This is a genomic window from Geobacter sp. (genome assembly GCA_009684525.1).
In the GTDB taxonomy this organism is placed as follows: Bacteria; Desulfobacterota; Desulfuromonadia; order Geobacterales; family DSM-12255; genus Geoanaerobacter.
Map to the genome: position 1 here is coordinate 1,092,330 of WKKR01000002.1, position 17,697 is coordinate 1,110,026.

The 17,697-nt window shown below is 48.5% G+C and carries 14 protein-coding genes; all 14 read right to left on the reverse strand.

The annotated features are described in order from the left end of the window. Positions 1-67: 67 nt before the first annotated feature. Genes GJT30_10930 through GJT30_10995 form a run of 14 tightly spaced genes read right to left on the reverse strand, consistent with a single transcriptional unit; the run spans position 68 to position 17,393 of the window. The gene (locus tag GJT30_10930; GenBank protein MSM40121.1) at positions 68-850 is read right to left on the reverse strand and encodes a WecB/TagA/CpsF family glycosyltransferase; all 783 of its coding nucleotides are present in this window, start codon (positions 848-850) and stop codon (positions 68-70) included. Next, positions 847-2,049: a glycosyltransferase gene (locus GJT30_10935; GenBank protein ID MSM40122.1), complete on the reverse strand. Its 1,203-nt coding sequence runs from the start codon at positions 2,047-2,049 to the stop codon at positions 847-849. The genes GJT30_10930 and GJT30_10935 overlap by 4 nt, the downstream gene beginning before the upstream one ends. A gap of 7 nt (positions 2,050-2,056) precedes the next feature. Further along, entirely contained in the window at positions 2,057-3,298 is a 1,242-nt protein-coding gene (locus GJT30_10940; protein ID MSM40123.1) for a hypothetical protein, read from the reverse strand. A gap of 23 nt (positions 3,299-3,321) precedes the next feature. After that, entirely contained in the window at positions 3,322-4,359 is a 1,038-nt protein-coding gene (locus tag GJT30_10945; GenBank protein ID MSM40124.1) for a glycosyltransferase, read from the reverse strand. Continuing rightward, positions 4,360-5,589 (reverse strand): glycosyltransferase, encoded by a 1,230-nt coding sequence (locus GJT30_10950; GenBank protein ID MSM40125.1) that lies wholly within the window; start codon positions 5,587-5,589, stop codon positions 4,360-4,362. After that, a complete protein-coding gene (locus GJT30_10955; protein MSM40126.1) occupies positions 5,586-6,395 on the reverse strand; it encodes a methyltransferase domain-containing protein in 810 nt (269 codons plus the stop codon). Before GJT30_10955 ends, GJT30_10950 begins: the two co-directional genes overlap by 4 nt. Then, complete coding sequence (locus GJT30_10960) at positions 6,382-7,302, reverse strand: methyltransferase domain-containing protein (GenBank protein ID MSM40127.1); 921 nt, start codon at positions 7,300-7,302, stop codon at positions 6,382-6,384. The genes GJT30_10955 and GJT30_10960 overlap by 14 nt, the downstream gene beginning before the upstream one ends. Beyond that, complete coding sequence (locus GJT30_10965) at positions 7,299-8,507, reverse strand: glycosyltransferase (GenBank protein ID MSM40128.1); 1,209 nt, start codon at positions 8,505-8,507, stop codon at positions 7,299-7,301. Before GJT30_10965 ends, GJT30_10960 begins: the two co-directional genes overlap by 4 nt. Further along, on the reverse strand, positions 8,495-9,601 hold the full coding sequence (locus tag GJT30_10970; protein MSM40129.1) for a glycosyltransferase: 1,107 nt from the start codon (positions 9,599-9,601) through the stop codon (positions 8,495-8,497). Before GJT30_10970 ends, GJT30_10965 begins: the two co-directional genes overlap by 13 nt. A 6-nt stretch (positions 9,602-9,607) precedes the next feature. Next, entirely contained in the window at positions 9,608-10,582 is a 975-nt protein-coding gene (locus GJT30_10975; protein ID MSM40130.1) for a methyltransferase domain-containing protein, read from the reverse strand. A 1-nt stretch (position 10,583) separates the two neighbouring features. Further along, a complete protein-coding gene (locus tag GJT30_10980) occupies positions 10,584-11,906 on the reverse strand; it encodes an oligosaccharide flippase family protein (protein MSM40131.1) in 1,323 nt (440 codons plus the stop codon). Next, positions 11,906-13,102, reverse strand: coding sequence for a lipopolysaccharide biosynthesis protein (locus tag GJT30_10985; protein MSM40132.1), 1,197 nt, complete (start codon positions 13,100-13,102; stop codon positions 11,906-11,908). The genes GJT30_10980 and GJT30_10985 overlap by 1 nt, the downstream gene beginning before the upstream one ends. 35 nt (positions 13,103-13,137) lie before the next feature. Beyond that, complete coding sequence (locus GJT30_10990) at positions 13,138-14,796, reverse strand: hypothetical protein (GenBank protein MSM40133.1); 1,659 nt, start codon at positions 14,794-14,796, stop codon at positions 13,138-13,140. 32 nt (positions 14,797-14,828) lie between these two features. Beyond that, on the reverse strand, positions 14,829-17,393 hold the full coding sequence (locus tag GJT30_10995; protein MSM40134.1) for a polysaccharide biosynthesis protein: 2,565 nt from the start codon (positions 17,391-17,393) through the stop codon (positions 14,829-14,831). Positions 17,394-17,697 lie beyond the last annotated feature (304 nt).

Below are 17,697 nucleotides of genomic sequence, written 5' to 3' on the forward strand. Positions count from 1 at the left end.
AGAAGATCATGCATTTCTTCCGAGAGCTTTTCAGCTTCTCACCAATGCCTATATTGTTTCTATCTGTCTAATATTTCTGTTTAGTACCCAAACTCCTGGCCCTCATTAATAATAGATTCACCAAAAATCGGGGAGCTGAAATAAGGTTCCTTCGCCACAATCTACGTGGTTCCCTCATAAGTCGAGGCAACCATTCAAGCCCCAGCTCTTGAAAAAGAGGATGGGAGCGTTTTACTTTCCCTGAGTAGAAATCGAAGACTGCACCGATTGCGCCAATAAATTTGACGTTCAACAAAGCTTTGTTCTGGCAAATCCATTTTTCCTGTTTAGGTGCAGTCATTCCCACCCACAATACATCGGGCTTGACACGATTTATCGCCTCGACCATCAGCCCGTTGTCCTCCTCATTGAACTCGGTTTTGTAGGGTGGCGAATATGTTCCGGCAATTTCAATATGCGGGAAATCCTGCGACATCTTTGTTCGTATCATTGATAACGTCTTTGCTGTTGATCCAAGAAAAAATACTGAGCATCCTCCAGAGCGATTCAATGTCTCCTGTAGACCCCAGAAAATGTCGCTTCCCGTAATTCTCCCTCGAATTCGTCTTCCGAGGATCTTCGCTGCCAGCACGATCCCCGATCCATCGGGGATGAGCCAGTCAGCATCGTGCAGTGCCTCGGCAAACTGCGGATCGTCTTGTGCCGAAACAAAGGAATGGGGATTGAGGCAGGCCAGCCAACGGCAATGGTCACCTGATGCAACCCAGTCGGAAATGTTCATTATGCATGCTTCGCGGTCGTCGGCGTATACTGCATAGTCAAGAATATCTTCAGTCTCAACCGGTTTCATCTCATACCCATTTTGTTGTTCTCTTCAATTGCCTGCACGTAGATCCGCTTCAAGGTCAGATAATTGGCCTGTTCGGTATAGTTACCCTCAAATGATAGTCGTGCCCCTTGCGATAACGTTTCCAACAATCCTGGCGAATTCCATGTTGTTCGCACCACATGGACGAGAGACTGCGGATCGGCCGGGTCAAAGACCACACCGTTTTCTTTATTGCTTACTATCACCGGTAATGGGCCAATATTGGACACTGCCGCCGGTGTGCCAAAGGCGAATGCTTCCCGAACAACCATGGGGAAACCTTCAAAGCATTCCGATGGCAGGATCAGCAATTTTGCCCCGGCAATCTGTGCTTGAGCCGCTTCAGAAGAGAGTTGCCCCAAAAAGCTGATGGACAACCGGCCTGCCAGTTGTTCAAGGTTGCCGCGCAGAGGACCATCACCCACAATGCGTAATTCTGGCGCATCCGCCCCCCACAAAGCCCAGGCTCGGACCAATGTCTCGACACCCTTTTCCTGTGACAGTCTGCCGGCAAACACTGCATACTCGCCCCGTACTTTCCATGGGATAGGGGTCGGATTGCCGGGATAGAAATTTGGCTTCACATGCACTCGCTTGGCTGGCAACCCTGCTTTGACCATCAGGTCTTTCTGGAAGTCAGTCAGAGCGATAAATGCGTCCACCTTGTGTGTCCAGGTGCCAATGGCCCGGTGTAGTGCGACACTTGCGGCCAAGGGTAGTGTTGCAATGTGACTGTGGCGATAGCAGCCGTGAATGAGAGCCGGCAGCGTAGAATGACCATCGATGCAGTCGGTGCAGGCACGACCATTTCTTGTAGGGATAGCTGCTGGACAGAACAGGCGGTAGTTATGCAGTGTGAGAACTTTGGCAGCACTGCTGCCAATGGCATGAAAGATTGCGGGAGAGATAAGGGGAAAGGTGTTGTGGACGTGAACAACGTCTGGCTGGATGCGCCACACACATTGCCGAATAGAATGGGCTGCCATATAATTCCAGGGAGTAGAACATGCTCCCTGTATTATGCCGAAAACGCCCTTCAAACGGATCTCGTCACTGTTGCGAACAAATTCAAAAACTTCATGACCATGACGTTTAAGCAGAGCCTGTTCGGCCTCGAATACCCTATTTTCACCCGAGGGAGCCGATGAGCCATAGTAATTATGAACAAAAAGTATTCTCACTGGATAATCAAGTCATTTCTTCTGAGGCTTCGAAGTGTGATTGAGTATTCTGTGCTGCATCGATCAGGTCACATAGTTTGTCTGCAACTCCGTAGATGGTAAACACTATGCAGAGCATGAATTGGTATAAAAATACGTTGTCGAAGAACGCGGATGTGGCCATTGCTGTTGTCGCGAGCACAGCAGCTAGGTTCCATTTTGCCAATAGAAAATCCTCATTCCTGACAGCACTTCGCCATCGATTCAAGTGATATCTAATCCTTGCGAATATAATCATGCTCAATATCACTAAACCGGTTATCCCTCCATCGTAAAAGAATCTTAGGTATTCGTTGTGGGGAAGAATCCCAGATGATCGCATATCCTTTTCTATGAGGACTTTTACGTTGCCGGTCCCCCATCCGGAGTAGCGATGCTCCATCCCTTCCTGGAAAACGAATGCCCACAAAATTGCGCGTCCCGAAGTAAATTCTCCGCTTTGTGCTGCTTCTTCGAAGGTTTCTGCTTCTTTAGGTTTGAGACGTTCAGCCATAGGGCCCCATTGCACGGCAAATGTTGTTATGAAAACCAAGACAGCAAGTGACCACACAAACTTTTTTTTGTCCATAGTTAATACACCAACAATTATAATCATAACAAACGAACTCAGTAATGCAGTTCTTGATAGAGTTAACAGGATACTTAAGAAACATGAAATGGATGCAGCTAGTACTAAACGTTTCTTTGAAACTCCTAACTTGTCATAAGCAAGAATGGAGAGCGTAACTGAGAGAACGGTTATTCCATATAGTGAAATTGAACGTGCACCGATGAAACCTTTTTGACCAATACCTTCAACAAAAGTGCTTAAACCTGTAATCGTTCCTATTCCAAGTAGACCTATGGAAACGAAAATACTCTTAACAATTGCGGCTTCTATTTGATTTGAATCATCTGGATAGTTAATCGAATCATAGGCTAGCAAACAAATCATTATAGGGAGAATTAGGCTCTGCATATCAACTGCAGCGTATAGAAAATTTTGTGAATCAAAAGTACGAATACCATAGTATATCATAGCCACTAACAACCATGCATTTCGCCGCAATTGCTTTGTGATGTTGATAATAGGATGTAAAAGTATACGCAAGAGAATGAAGTAGGAAACGCCTATCCAAAGCAGTCCGCTAAGTCTAATATTCTCAATTTGAATCGCATTAGCAATATCTATTGTGCTGGCAAAATAGATTAGAATTAATATAAATTGCATTTTAGAAAATCCGTTTTCCCAGATCAACACCCATTAGAAATTGTAATTAATGACCGATTGAATAACTCAACCAATTTTGCCTGTGATTCTGCAGAAAAGTTTACACGATGTGCGCTGACTTGAAGTAAGATAGTTGCAGCATTTACAAAAGATTCTACGCTGAGTTCACAAATAACTACATTTTCACAATTAGTGAAAAGCGTTTCTGATATTCCTGACTGGCGCGATACAATAATCGGTATTCCCGCGGCCATCGCTTCATTAATGGCTTGCGGCCATTGATCCATTATTGCTGGATGCATGAATATATCGGCTTCGGCCAATAATGCAGGTACCTCCTCGCGATTTACATGTCCTCGCAGTTCCACTTTTGCAAGTTTCAACTCACGAATCATGCGCTCCAGACGCAGGCGCTCAGGCCCTTCACCTGCAATTACTAATCTTAGATCAGGGAATTTCTTGCATAATTCCGAGAAAATTATCAGTAGAAATGAGTGGTTTTTGCGTTCAACTAGATTGGCAATCGACAGTAATGTAAGCGGATGAGAAATATGCTTCGCACGCTCTTGATCAACCAATGCCCGAAATTTGGCAGGTTCGAACGTCATGTTTCCAAGCAAGGTAATTTTCTTATGATTAACGCCCATCTTTGCGAGATATGCACTGGCAAACTCACTGTAAGTAAGGAATCCATCGGCTAGTCGAAAGACGAATCGGCGGAATATTCGTTTCAGCAGCCCGGCTCGTTCCTCGGAAAGATCGGTGCCGGCCCACCAGATTACGAAACGTCTTCGGAAAAGCCATGAATAGATGCCACAGAGCAGTGTAAAGGGAGAGGCATTGATGCAAACCACAACCTTGGGTTGCAAAAGAACCAGGCGCAGGAAGATAAAAGGAAGAGAGACATCCTCAAAGGGAAAGGAAAGCTCCCGCTTATCACTACAATATGCGAACTCGGGTGCATTACGCGCATAGAAAAAAATCTTCCAGCCGGATCTGCCGAGCCTCTCGTACAAGTCGATGCGGTAGACTGCAGGTACATTTGTGACCAATATATTCATTTATTGACCTGTCTCAGGTACGTGGGTTCTCATGAGGTCCAAAACCTGACGAACCGGATCACCATCAAGCCTACCCAAAGCAAACTCCTGCCCGCGTGCAATGATTGCATCGCGGAAGTCGGGATCGAGCACGACACGAGCTACGGCAGCTGCAATGGAATCAGGGGAGCCTGGTTCGGCATATGAAACACATTCCGCGTCTTCAAGGGTATCGCTGACCGTGGCAATTCTGCTGACTACCACCGGCACCCCTTGGGAGAAAGCCTCATACAGCACTCGTGGGAAGCCTTCGCCAAGAGAAGGCAATACAAAAATATCTGCCTGGTGGTAATATTCCAGCATGCGCTCCTTGTCAGTAACGTATCCTTCATACTGCACAAGTTTTGTCACGCCAAGCTTCGCTGCTGTTTCTTCAATAGAAGCGTAATATTTGTCGTCGAGACTGCCGACAAGCTGCAGGCTGACCTGGGCAGGTTCGACACCATGTTCTTTCAGCAATGCCAAGGCACGGACCAGGAAAATGACTCCCTTGCGTTCGGTAACAGGCCCCACAAACAGAAGCCGGACCTTACCGTCACTGAAGAAGTTCTCCTTGACGCGAACGTCTCTTCTGCTGACAGTCACCATTGGCACCGTTTCGCTTACCCGTTTGTTGTAACGTCCCAATCTTTGCAAATAGGATTTGCCGGTAACTAGGACAAATCGGGCATTGCTTACGGTGATACGTTCAGCCAACCCGATGGACGAACGGTACAGATTGAATAAGATTCGCCCTGCCCCGCTCCAGTCAGCCCGAAAGCTGGCAGTCTCGTACCAATCTGAACCGAAATAGAGAAAATACGGTTTCCGGTACAACAGGCAGAGTAGTGCCGCCATGAAACCACTCACACCAGGCATAAATATATAGGCATAATCGCAGCTTCGGACGACAGAGCGATAAATGCCTATGTTCAGCAGAGTTTTCAGGATTTTTGGGAGCAGTGCCAACCGAGCCGTTGTGTCTGTAGTGGCAAACTTAACATTAAGTGATTTGATTTCATAAGTATAAAGCGCCTGACCACCTTTGGTGAAATGCTGATCAAGAGGAGTAACCTCAGCGCAAACATAGATGACTTGAGGTAACTCTGCGGATAGCCCGTCTACTAGGAGCCCAAAGCGGTCGTTGGTTAAGAACTGACCCGATTTTCTTATGGCTACCGCGTAAGAGAAAATTGCAAGAGTTCCGGTCACGTAGGATTACCCTTGACAAATTCGATGCAAGCGGTCTTCAGCCCCACATCAGTCTTGTTTATCAGAAGTGAAGATACCGGTGGCCCAGAAAAAAGGGTGTACCAACGTTTGAGGGTCGCTTTGAAGCTTTTTACATGTTCAATACCATGGAAATCGTTGTGTACGTCAACCCAAGTGACATTGAACAGGTTTATCGTTTTCATTACTTGGCGGTAAAATATTGGGTGGACGTTATCACGATAGAATGAGGGATCTCGGCCGATGAGACGTAAATAAAGCGCCCCCAGTGATTTCGGCAGATAAGGTGGGAAGAAAGTTTTGTAGTGGCTTTCCTGCGGATAAGCATAATTCGGGAATTCAAGCCAAATGGTCCCGCCGACTTTTGTGACACGGATCATTTCAGCTAGCGCGATGTCACAATGCATAACATGTTCGATTACGTCATGACATATGACGAGATCGAACGAACCGGAATTGAATGGCAATGCTTCAGCCATACCTTGGCGTGCTGTTTCCGCTCCCATGAGCAAATTGCTGATGGCAACCAGTTCCGGGTCTGGTTCCACCCCACATATTTCACTGGTTCCGATCTCCTTTAGGGTAAGCAGAAATTCGCCCCATCCTGAACCGATATCCAAAACAGATGCAGTACCGAAATTAACATTACTTTTTTTTGCTATGAAAGAAACTATTTGCTTTGAACGATCGCGTTCCAGCCTTCGCTTTACATAAGAGTCCACATTCTGCAAGCCCAGTGAGGTGTAATATCTCCGCAAATTAGCAGTCAGTTCATCAATGCCGTTCATTGTTCCTCACGTATATTCTTCCTGTTGAACCAAGAATCGTCTCGGCAACCATCCCCACAAGTGAGCGTCTGAAACAGAATATGCCAAGACGAGTCTTGATGCACCGTTGTGACTGTCTAAGCCGAAAAAATCCAACTCGAGACATTAGTTGGTCAAGGGAATGAGACGTAAAGCAGTTTACATGTTCCAATGGTTGGTAGGCGCCAAATATTTCTCGGCCGACAATACGGTAAAGAATTCGTCGAATTGCAAGGTGATTACAGTTTGGGACTTCTACAATAAAAAGTCCCCCTGGTTTGACCCTACAGGCATATTGATGTACAAAATCAAACGGCGAAGGTAAGTGCTCAAGGACTTGAAGCATTGCAACTATATCAAACGTTGCCTCAGTTGGCAGTTCTTCTGGAAGATAGGCTAACATCCCTTTTTCGCGCACGTACGAGAGTTTTTCATGTGTGTACTCAACACCGCTCGTTTGCAGTCCAAACAATTGGGCCATCTCCATGAACTTGCCCCATCCGCAGCCAACCTCAAGAAGTGAGCGACCATGTAAGCTTGAATTGTCTTTGCAGTAGTAACCGTGAATGTTGAGAAGATATGAAAGAAAATACAAGTATCCCACAGGATTATCCTGGACCTTGGCAAGGCTGCTGTTCAGTGGAATCCATCTGTTGTACAGAGCTTCTGATAATCTCTCGGAAGGGACAAACTGATGGAAATAAAGTCCGCAGCCAGTGCAATGCATGACAGGGAAGGTGGTTGAGGCAAGCCAATCACGTTCTTCGATCGTCAGAATGTAGTTTTTTCTATGAAGGATTTCAGTGCCACTTATTGTAAATGATTTTTTCCGAACCAGCACACCGCAGATCGGACATTGTGGCAAGCGTGTAAGGAGCGTGTCACTCATTTAAGTATCTCCAAAACATATTGAGCCCTGCGTGACCAAGAATGAGCAGCCGCAACTTCAATCCCCGCATGAGCTATTCGGGAAGAAAGCTCGCAATCAGACAGAAGCCTATATATCGCGAGTGACAAGGAATTGTCATCACCCGGTGGATAGAGTAGACCTGACTCCTCATGTCGGATTATATCGCGTACCCCGGGTACATTGGCAGCAATAGTGGGGTTGCCAGAGGCGAGATACTCAAACAGCTTGATCGGTGAAGTGAAATCCCTTATAGGAGCGTTTGGTTTGAGTGTATAGACGCATATATCTGACGCTACAAGGTATTCCGGTACTGCGGAAGGGGATACAAATCCTGTAAAGACTATATTTGAAAGGCCTAGCGTTTCAGCGATGCTCCGGTTTCGAGCTACATCGTCTGCAAAGCCTCCCACGATCAAGAAGGTCACCTCTGGAAACAAAACCGCTGTACGCAAAAGGTCATCAACACCCTTATATGCGTATAGATGTCCAGCGTATACCACGATCTTGCAATTCTGTGGGAGCCCTAGCCGTGATCGGATTTCGAACTTTGTGGAAGATTGGAGCAATGTGTTGAAGGGAACGACATCAACACCGTCTGGCACTACAGACACGCGTTTAAAACCTTTCTCCTGAAATACATTTAGAAGAAAATTATTTATAACAAAGACATGATCGAGTCGTTTTAGAAAGAATTTAATCAGTCCGGCTCGACCATGAGGGGGATGGTGAATTTCAAGTGCAACCTTATTGGGTCGACCCATAATAAGAAATAGCAACTTGACTATGAAGAGGGCGAAGTAACCACTTCGCCCGTAGATGATATCCCTGTGGCACAGATCACCACTTCTAACCAGCTTGAGAAGATGACGGATAATCGAGAATGTTGTGGTAGCTCCAACCACATCAGTAATGAATTTGTTTTTTAGTTGTTCGATCCGTCCTTTCATCAGCCAAGCAGGTAGAGTTATGTCATGGGCAATACATTTCATCTTTATAGTATTGATGCGGTTTCTCAATCCATAGAACTCGTGCAAGTCCCCAGGTAGGTTGTAGGCGTGGTCTGGATAGAGAAGAAGCACATTCCACCCTGCATCGGCAAATCCGTCACACATGCGGATCTGGTTGATTGAGTGAGCACGTTCACTTGGGAAGCGATCGCGACTCAGCATGATCAGACGTGGCATGGTGCCACCTCTTCATTCCAACGTTTAACAATCGTTGATACATCAAAATCTTGGCATCTTACCAAGCTTATTCTCGCAAGAAATTGCCTGAGTTCATCATTTTGCAAGACGCGAAGAATCGCATCGGCAAGTGCTTCTGGATTGTTGGGAGGGACTAGAATTCCATACTCACCATCTCCTAGTATTTCTGCCGGCCCTCCCGGACAATCTGTGCTTATAACGGGCAGTCCGCAGCACATGGATTCCACAATTACGTTACCAAATCCTTCATTATGTGATGATAGGACAAAGATGTCAGCTCGAGCGAAAAAAGCATAGGGATTTGACTGCCAGCCTGCGAAGTAGATGTCCGACGTCAAGCCTAATTCAGCTGCAAGTTGGCGCAATTGCGCGTCGCACTCACCATCTCCTAGGATCATAAGTCTGACGTTCATCTTTGAACGGACAGCGGCAAAGGCCTTAATTAACACGTCAAAACCTTTTAGTGCTGTAAGTCGTCCTGCCGAGACAACAATTCGGACATCCTTATCAGTCCAAGGCAGCGTGATCGGCTCAAGTAACAATTGGGCTATTGCCTTAAGATCGAAGGGGTTGTGAATAATTGATACTTTGTTTGCGGGTACGCCGAATCGATCGACTAGTTCGTCACGGATGTATCGCGACGGAACAACGATTAGATCTGCCTTAGAATAAAGATGCGTAATGCACCATTTCATTGTTGAACCAATTGGCCGACGTGAAAGAACACTTACTTCATTGATGATGAGTTGCCCGCAGTAAAGCCCGCTCCACTTTAGCAAAAGTGCAAGTATATTGGGGCGAGGCATGAATGAGATTAGTCGGCTGACACGAAAATTTTTCAATACATGATGCAGTCTTATGACTCGTCTCAGAAATCGACTGGGCCAGATACGCGACGGAGAGGACCCATCAAGGCACATGACCTTGCCATTAAATGGATAGCCCAATTTTGCGTCTGCGTAGAGAACAAGCATGCTCGTAAATTTCAGGGAGTGCGAAAGGGTCGAAATGACTCTTTCTGCACCTCCACGCTGAAAAGCGATGGTCAGGAATGCAATATCTACTCTTTGCATGAGTGCTTACTTCTTTGCCGAAAAGATAATATGGTTATTCCGATGCCGGTAAAAGGGGAATAAGGGGGCTGCAAGGATAGCGAATACGAAGTCCTCTATCTTTTTCAGTGAACGCAGCAAACTGCCACTTTTCCCGGTATGCTTTTCGAGAGTTTCACACGGAATATTCGCAAGATTATCATCTACCCCAAATACCATCCCCTTGAGTGTCTTGGCCAAACCACGTCCGAGGATCTTTTTCTCGAGGTGCCAGATAAACCGTTTGAAATCAAAGGGGGGGACGTTTGATACGATATCCTGAAAGCCTTGGTCAGCAAGAAAATGCCGCAATGCCTCACTTGACCACATCAGCAAATGGTGCGGAGGATAATCGTAATCAAGCATGTAGCGTACCTTCTGAAGGAATCGATTGCGATTTGGCACCTTACCAAGTATATAGCCGCCGGGCTTTAGAAGTTCCCGAACTTGCCGGATAAAACGTTGTGGATCGTCTTGATGCTCAAGAACGTCGAAAAATGTAATCACGTCAAAAAGGGGTCGACTTTGCCCATCGTTAGAGATCATGAACTCGTCTAGAGACATGGCATGGGCATTTTCAAGCCCTTTCTGCTGAGCCTTTGCAACTGATATACTGTCGAAATCGATGCCGTGGACTTCGAATCCGCGATTTTGTGCATGCAACATGAGGGTACCGTTTGCACAACCAATGTCCAAAAGTCGCCCAGACTCGAGCGGTAGCCTGTCCAATGGGGAATCTGCCATTTTGGAGTCACCCATTAGATCAGCATGGTATGCGCCGTAGAGGGGTTCTTCGATTTCCTTGTATAATGTCGGATCGATATAGAGAGGGTCCCAGTAAAACAATTCGCAACGTGGACAGCAATACAAAGTGAAAGATACTTTGTGGAAACGGTGTACACGACCTTCCTGTATACTTTCAGGGTTGTCACATGCAGGACACTTTGGTGAAAGGTTGAGCATATTAACTCCATGAGCGAGTTTTTGAAAGATAGTATCTGGACCAGAGCAAAAAGATAACGAACATTGATAGCAAGTTAGCTAGTGCAGCCCCGTCGACATTTAACAAGGGGACTAAAAATACAAGGGAAATGATGCTCAATGCTGACATAATACCATTAAGCCAAACTGATATGTGAGGTTCTCCGATGCTATTTACAAATACTCTGCTGAACCATAGAGTATTTTGTAGCGTATTGCAGATTAGTAATGGTATTAGCATATGGAGTACAGGGAATCCTGAAATGCTGAAAAATTGTTGAACTATACTCCTTGTCATTAGAACAAATATGGCTACTGTAAGTGATGCAAATGTAACAACCAGAGTTATTTTTCTAATTCGGAGCTTGATTTCCATGTATTGGCGATTCTGGAAAAGTTGCACAAATGAGGGATAGGTTACTGTCCCGAGCGGAAAGATAATCCAGGACAGCAGCCCAGCAATTCTCTTGACGATATCGTAAAGACCGACATCCCGTGTCTGACAAAAATAACCGAGTACCAGTTTGTCAACATCGGTAATTCCTGCTTTCAGAAGTGATGAAATGAACGTGTGGGTGGTAAATGTGGTGAAATCTTTGACAACTTTGCGGGAAGCATGAACGGGAAAACCTCGAGTGTCGCGCCGGAGTGTGTGAATTGCAGTAACTGCTAATGTCAGACTGTACAGTATGTTGGATAAGGCATATCCAAAAATAACATAACGCACAGAGATAGGGCTGGACGCCAGCAGAACCCATGCAAGCCGAATTGATTTATGCAGAAGATCAGCACTGCTGAGTTTCCAAAACATGCCACAGCTTTGGAGTATTGCCGATGGAGTCCCAGCGAGGAAAAGGAATGAAGAACTTATAGAATATATTATGAGTAGTTTTTTTGCAATTTGTCCGTGGAAAAAGTGACTGCTTATCGGATCAGCAAGTATGAAGATGACAATTGGATAGATCAGAGCAAGCCCGGCATCAATCCCTGCTCCGAGAAGCACAGAAAAGTTTGCACTTCCAGGGTCGTTTGCGTTCTGATAGCGCACGCGAAAACGAACTACAGATTCGTTTGAGCGAAAATCAATGACAGCAGTAATAAATGCGGTCGCAGCCAAAATAAGACTGATTGCCCCGTAGCCGTCCACCCCGATCATGCTCGTTATCTGAGCGATAGTGATGAAGTTGATCAACATACTGAGTGGTTTGAGCAGATAAAATGGGGCAACTTTGTGAAGTGCTGTTTGAAACTGTATTCTGTCGAATATCTTTATCCACTTGAATCTGTCTGATCCCCAATTAGACATCAAGAAACCTTGTTATTTAAAGAATGATCTTGATGATTTTTTCTTTCTTGTGACTGTCTAGTTACAAATTCAACAATAAAAGCCATTAATACTGCTCCGAAAAAACTTACCCCGAGTGCTCTCAAAACAAGTTTTCTTCTTAGAGGAGCACTTCGTTTCTCAGGCACCTTAGCTGACTGCAAAACTTGGAATGGTGCCATGTCCTTGGTTTCGGAAACCTTTACCGCTTCATACTGCTTGCTCAGCATTTCTACTACTGCTTCCTGGATTTTGAACTCCCGCATCAAACGCAGATACTCCTGTCCAAGCCTCGGCACACTGCCGATATTCGGGATCGAACTGCTGCTGCCTCCTTTCCCTTCCAAGCCGGCAATTTGTGCCCGAAGATTTGCTGCCGTTGTCTTGGCTGTTTTCACTTCTTGGCTCGAATCGGTAAACTGCCGCTGAAGGGTGGCAAGCTGCACTTCCTGCGCTGCAAGTTGTGCCCGCAATTGGGCAATCCCTGCAATGGTGGCCTGGGCCTGGTCCGTGACGGATATCGCTTTGTTTTTGAGCTGGAATGCTTTGAGAGCGTCTTCGGCACGGCTCAAGTCGGCACGCGCCTCGGCAATCCTTTTCTCCAGAAAAGCACGGTTTTTACCTGCGCCGGACATGTTCAAACCGGCAGTCAGAATGCCAAGCTCCTCCACATAGGCATTGGCCAGATCGGCGGCACGCTTGGGATCTTTGTCATCTACCGTAATGGTGATTACTCCATCCTTTTTGCCAAGGGAGACAATGGTTTTTGTATCCATCGCCTGGTAGACATCGGTCCGGTATTTTGTCTTGTAGGCATCCATCAACTTGAAGCGATCAATAATGGGGTCTTTGACCGTTTCACTCTTGAGCATGGTGACATACAGTTCGCCGGTGGTTTTGGCGCCGACCGTGCCGCCTGCCAAACCGGCCAAGCCTCCCAGTTGACTCATGAGTGCCCCCATCCCCCCTTTGTCATCGTCGCTCGGGATGATCATTGCCTTGGCAGTGTAGATATTCGGCATCATCAGAGTGATAAGGGCTGCGATGAAGGTTGCACCAAAGGTGGTGAAAAAGATCATCCGCTTGTGCTTGACAATGACCTGAAGATAGTCCAGCAAGGTAGGGGGAGTTGGGGGCGATGGGGTGGAGTTAGCGTTTTGCGACATTAATATCTCCATAACGGTCAGGTCTCAAATAGTTTATCAAATGTGGATCAGACGACCCTGTTAATCAGGTTTACGAACAGAGACAGTATGCTCGCGAGGATAACGACACGATTTTGTCTGACATCGTTGCTGATCAGAAAGAGTTTGTAGGCGACGAACAGGATGATCGATTTGCCTGCAACGGTGAGCAGGTGATACGGAGCGGTTAACTGGTCCGGCATGAGTGGTATGAAGATAACCGCCAGCAGTACGGAAAACTCAATCGCCGAATCCATCAGGATATTGAAGCGTTTGCGGATGAATATTTTAATCCCGATGATCAGTGCAAGAAGTGCAAACAGATAGGCGGAATACGCGAGAACCGGGACATCTCCTATGGTTGCGCTGTGCCCGTAATTTTCCGCTTCGTAGAGAAGATAAGCCCCGGTAAGGTAGAGGCCTATCAGGAGCAGTTGGTTCGTCCAGGTTCGGTTGAACGCCACACCTATAAGGAGGGAGCAGAGGAGAATTGCTGATGCGACTGCATGGTAGGGGTTCGGGACTAGATCGACAGGCAATGCGATTACCAGAATGAGGACCGCGAGATATCGGGCAATCAACAACAGCTTGTCACCCAAGCGCTCTATGGCGGAGTTCCACTCCGTTACAAGAAGCAATGTGTCGGCATCGATCTTGCCATCCCCTTTTGGGTAATATTTGGCGAGTAGGGATAGCAGTAGATAGAATATGACCGTTGCGAGGATGACGAACAGAAACAACGAAGAGTCGCTGGCGTTGAAGTACAGCACCGCTACCGCAGCCATGAAATACGACCAGCCGAATACTGCCAGTACTGATGCTTTGTGTCCCAGCCCGATATCAAGGAGACGATGGTGAAGGTGGGCTCTGTCGGCGCTCATGACAGGCCTGCCGCTGATCAGTCGCCCCGCGATGACATACAGCGTGTCGAATACCGGCACGGAAAGGATGATCAGGATTGCAACCGGGGAGACAGTGGGAGAAACATCAAGCAGGCGCACGCCCAGCATCCCCAGGGTGAATCCGAGCAGGTTGCTGCCGGCGTCACCCATGAATATCCGGGCAGGATAGGCATTGTGCGCCAGAAAGCCGATGACTGCTCCCAGGAGCGCCGCACTGACAAAGAAGACCTGCCGCGAGCCGGTTTCCAACGCAACAATTGCCAGGGCGAGGCAGGCAATGGCCGAAACACCTCCAGCCAATCCATCAAGCCCATCTATCATGTTTAACGAGTTTATCAGTCCAACGATGCAGAATATGGTAAAGGGGATGGCAAATGCCGTGGGGAGCTCGATGTTCCCCATGACAAAGAGGTCGCCGAGATGGCTGATGTGGTTCTGGCTGATGATGACCCCGACGCTGGTCCCGATGATCTGGCCTGCGAGTTTCTGTACCGATGTCAGGCCGCGCAGATCGTCGATAAATCCAACGAAAAAGATGATGAGCCCACCGGTGACGAGCCCGGAAATAAACGTGGTTGCCGTGCAGAATAACAGCACCGATATCAACAGCCCGCAGAGTATGGCAATCCCGCCGATGCGGGGAACCGCCCGGTCGTGAACCTTTCGCTCGTTATCCGGCATGTCGACGCCGCCAACCCTGATCGAAAGGTTGTACAGGGAAGGCATGACCAGCAACGAGGCCATCAATGCCGTGAGGAAAATATAAAAGAGCTTTATCGGTGGCATAGTATGGATGGACCGTTATTGTCTCATGTTTGCTATCTCAACCCCAGCAGCACCGTTCCTGCCGTAACGGCAATCTGGGACATGATGGTGGTGATTTCCTTGATATTGCGCAGCCAGGCGGTCCTTTCGAATCGTTGCGGGACGACGATGGCGTCGCCGGCAGCGATCTGCTCGTTGAGAAAACCCCCGCCGAAGATCGATGCCAGAGAGGAGTACTGCTGACGGCTGAAGATCGAGCCGTCGGCACGGATTACATAGATCCCGTCTCCGTCACTGTCCAGGGTTGTGCCGCCGGCAAGGTTGAGATAATACGCAACATCTTTTTCGTCGATGTGTATGAAACTGGTGGGATTGACGACTCGTCCCAGCACGGCGACCGAACTGGTGGATTGGGGGACTTCAAGGGTGTCGCCACCCATGACCTCGATGTCGTAGGGGGAACCGGCAAATTGATCCAGGGCGGGAAGATGGATGACCATACGCCCTTCGGCCTTGGCCGCCTTGAGCAGTTGCAGGTTGCGCCGCACCCCTTCCAGTGTCGCCTTGGCCGAAGCGAGTTCTTCCTGGCTGCTGGCAATGGTTGCCAACTCGGTCATCTTGGTGTTCACCTCGAGTTCTGCATTTGAAAGAAATTCGTCCATCCGTTTCTGTTGCAGTTCGCGGACTGAGGCACGGGTGAACTTGGCACCGTGGAGGTAGGCCTTGGGGGTGAAGCCGCCGGCCCGACGGATCACTGAGCTGAGCCGCTCTCCCTTGAAAATCGGATAGGTGCCGGGGAAGACGAATTCTCCTTTGAGGGTGATATAACGCTCGTTCTCTTCTGCCCAGTTGGGAATCTTTCTCACCGTCAGCTCATCATAGGGTTGTAACAGGATGTTGTCGCTGGGGTTTCCTTTCAGGGCTTCTTCCAGGCTGATGTTGATCGGGCAGCTGGTCACTGAGGATGTGGTCCTGTTGATGCGGGTTATCTCGGCCGTGGAGAGATATGCGGTCTGGCGCGGATTGCCGGCGAACATCAGGAGGTCGCGCACCCGCATGTTCCTGAAAAGGCGGTATTCACCCGGTCTCTGGATCTCTCCGTTGATCCGGACACGGGGCATTTCTTCCATTTCCCAGCGGGAGAAGATGCGGATCGTATCGAATTCATGCAGTTCCAGGTTGTTGGCCGGGTCATTGGCAAGGGCGCTGTTTATATTGAAATAAAGCACTTCAGGGTGATAATCAGGGGGATAGAGCCGGATGACCTGCCCGGCATCGGCATAGTATTCGGGCAGGAGATTGTCCTTGGACAGGAGCTGATCCACCCGCATGCCGGGCTGCAGGGCATAGTCGCCGGGACGCAGCACGTACCCTTCGAGGCGCGCATAGCCTCGCAGAGTGCTGTCGATGGGGAATATCTTGACCAGGTCCATATCCTGGATGGGGATGGCACCCGTCTGTTCGTCCAGGGTCTTTTCGGACGACTTGGGGTCGAGATGGACGTCGGTGACTACTTTTTTGTCATGGGCATCTACCCGCGAAATCTGCAGTCGCTGGAGATAGCCGGTGGGAATGATGCCACCGGCCAGGGCAAGGAGTTCCTTAAGGGTCTTTTCCCCCTTGAGTTCATAGACCGCCGGGCGGCGCACATTGCCTGCAATCCCGGCTACCGGACCGATATTAGGCACGAAAACGATGTCGCCGGGCTGGAGGCGGATATCGCGGCTCTTGTCTCCCTTGAGAAAGAATTCATAGAGGTCGACGGTCTCGATGACCCTGCTGTCACGCCGGATGGCAATGGACCGGAGGCTCCCGTTCTTGGTGGGGCCGCCGGCAGCTGCCAGAGCGTTGATCAAGGTTGAAAGGGAGGAGACCGAGTAGTCGCCGGGGGCTTGCACTTCGCCGACTACATATACTTTGATCAGGCGCAATTTCCCCATGGTGAGGGTAAACTGGAAATCCTTGAATACCTTGGCGAGCTGGCCATTGAGCAACGCGGGCAGCTGTCCGAATTTGACTCCGGAGACCTTGACCGTTCCCACCCTGGGAAGGGTAATTTCTCCGCTGCGGTTGACCTCCAGTTCGTAGGTCCCTTCGATGCTGCCCCAAAGTGTCAGAGCAATCCGGTCACCGCTCCCCAGAATATAGTCCGGCCCGACCGGAATATCGGAAAGGGCTGCGAATCCCTGGGTCTCGGGGCGGAAGTAGTTGTAACCGAACTGAGTCAACTGGGTGAAAGAGAAGGGCTGCGGCACGGTCTTGTCGGCATTCGTGACTGAGTCCTGCATGGCGCGCTCGATGGAGGATATTTCCGCTGTCGCGTCGGGCACGGTTGTCTTGGGTGGGACAGAAGCGGTTTCGGCAGGGGGGGTGCCAGGAGTCGCCGGGGAGGCTGTATTGGTTGTAGAGCTCGGACCCTGGGCTGTCTGCGACGGCAGGGTTGTTTGCCCGATCAATCCGGCATTTGTGCCGGGAATCGAATTGAGCCTGGTTGGTAACGTGGGCGCCGGCACTGGCGAAAGATTCGCAGGTGCTCCAGCAGGTTGCGATACAACAGACGTTGCCGGCAGGGGGTAGGTTGAAGTGGGCAATGTATTATTATAGTTATAGAAAGGCATCGTCTGCGATGTGGCAGTGGATGGGGAAGTTTCAGCGCCTGCCCGCTGTATGGGTTGCAGCAGGACCAACATGCTGCCGAAAAGGAGTAAGGTCAAAAAAGCCCTGAAACGTTTCATTGAGACTCCCTCTGGAATGTATGGAGAAACGTTGCTACATTCAGCATGATTCTATAACAAGTTCTGTCAGGAAAATAAAGTGGTTAGTCGTTAGCTCGCTTTTATATATAATTTATAGCATGCGATCACGCCAGCTGAAAAAAACTCCTTGACGGTGCAGCGGGGAGTTTGCTATAAGACCACTTCG

Coding starts and splice junctions, on each gene's coding strand:
- GJT30_10975 (MSM40130.1), bottom strand. CDS start 10,582: ATGCTCAACCTTTCACCAAAGTGTCCTGCATGTGACAACCCTGAAAGT.
- GJT30_10955 (MSM40126.1), bottom strand. CDS start 6,395: ATGAACGGCATTGATGAACTGACTGCTAATTTGCGGAGATATTACACC.
- GJT30_10965 (MSM40128.1), bottom strand. CDS start 8,507: ATGCCACGTCTGATCATGCTGAGTCGCGATCGCTTCCCAAGTGAACGT.
- GJT30_10990 (MSM40133.1), bottom strand. CDS start 14,796: ATGCCACCGATAAAGCTCTTTTATATTTTCCTCACGGCATTGATGGCC.
- GJT30_10945 (MSM40124.1), bottom strand. CDS start 4,359: ATGAATATATTGGTCACAAATGTACCTGCAGTCTACCGCATCGACTTG.
- GJT30_10940 (MSM40123.1), bottom strand. CDS start 3,298: ATGCAATTTATATTAATTCTAATCTATTTTGCCAGCACAATAGATATT.
- GJT30_10995 (MSM40134.1), bottom strand. CDS start 17,393: ATGCCTTTCTATAACTATAATAATACATTGCCCACTTCAACCTACCCC.
- GJT30_10985 (MSM40132.1), bottom strand. CDS start 13,102: ATGGAGATATTAATGTCGCAAAACGCTAACTCCACCCCATCGCCCCCA.
- GJT30_10930 (MSM40121.1), bottom strand. CDS start 850: ATGAAACCGGTTGAGACTGAAGATATTCTTGACTATGCAGTATACGCC.
- GJT30_10980 (MSM40131.1), bottom strand. CDS start 11,906: ATGTCTAATTGGGGATCAGACAGATTCAAGTGGATAAAGATATTCGAC.
- GJT30_10960 (MSM40127.1), bottom strand. CDS start 7,302: ATGAGTGACACGCTCCTTACACGCTTGCCACAATGTCCGATCTGCGGT.
- GJT30_10970 (MSM40129.1), bottom strand. CDS start 9,601: ATGCAAAGAGTAGATATTGCATTCCTGACCATCGCTTTTCAGCGTGGA.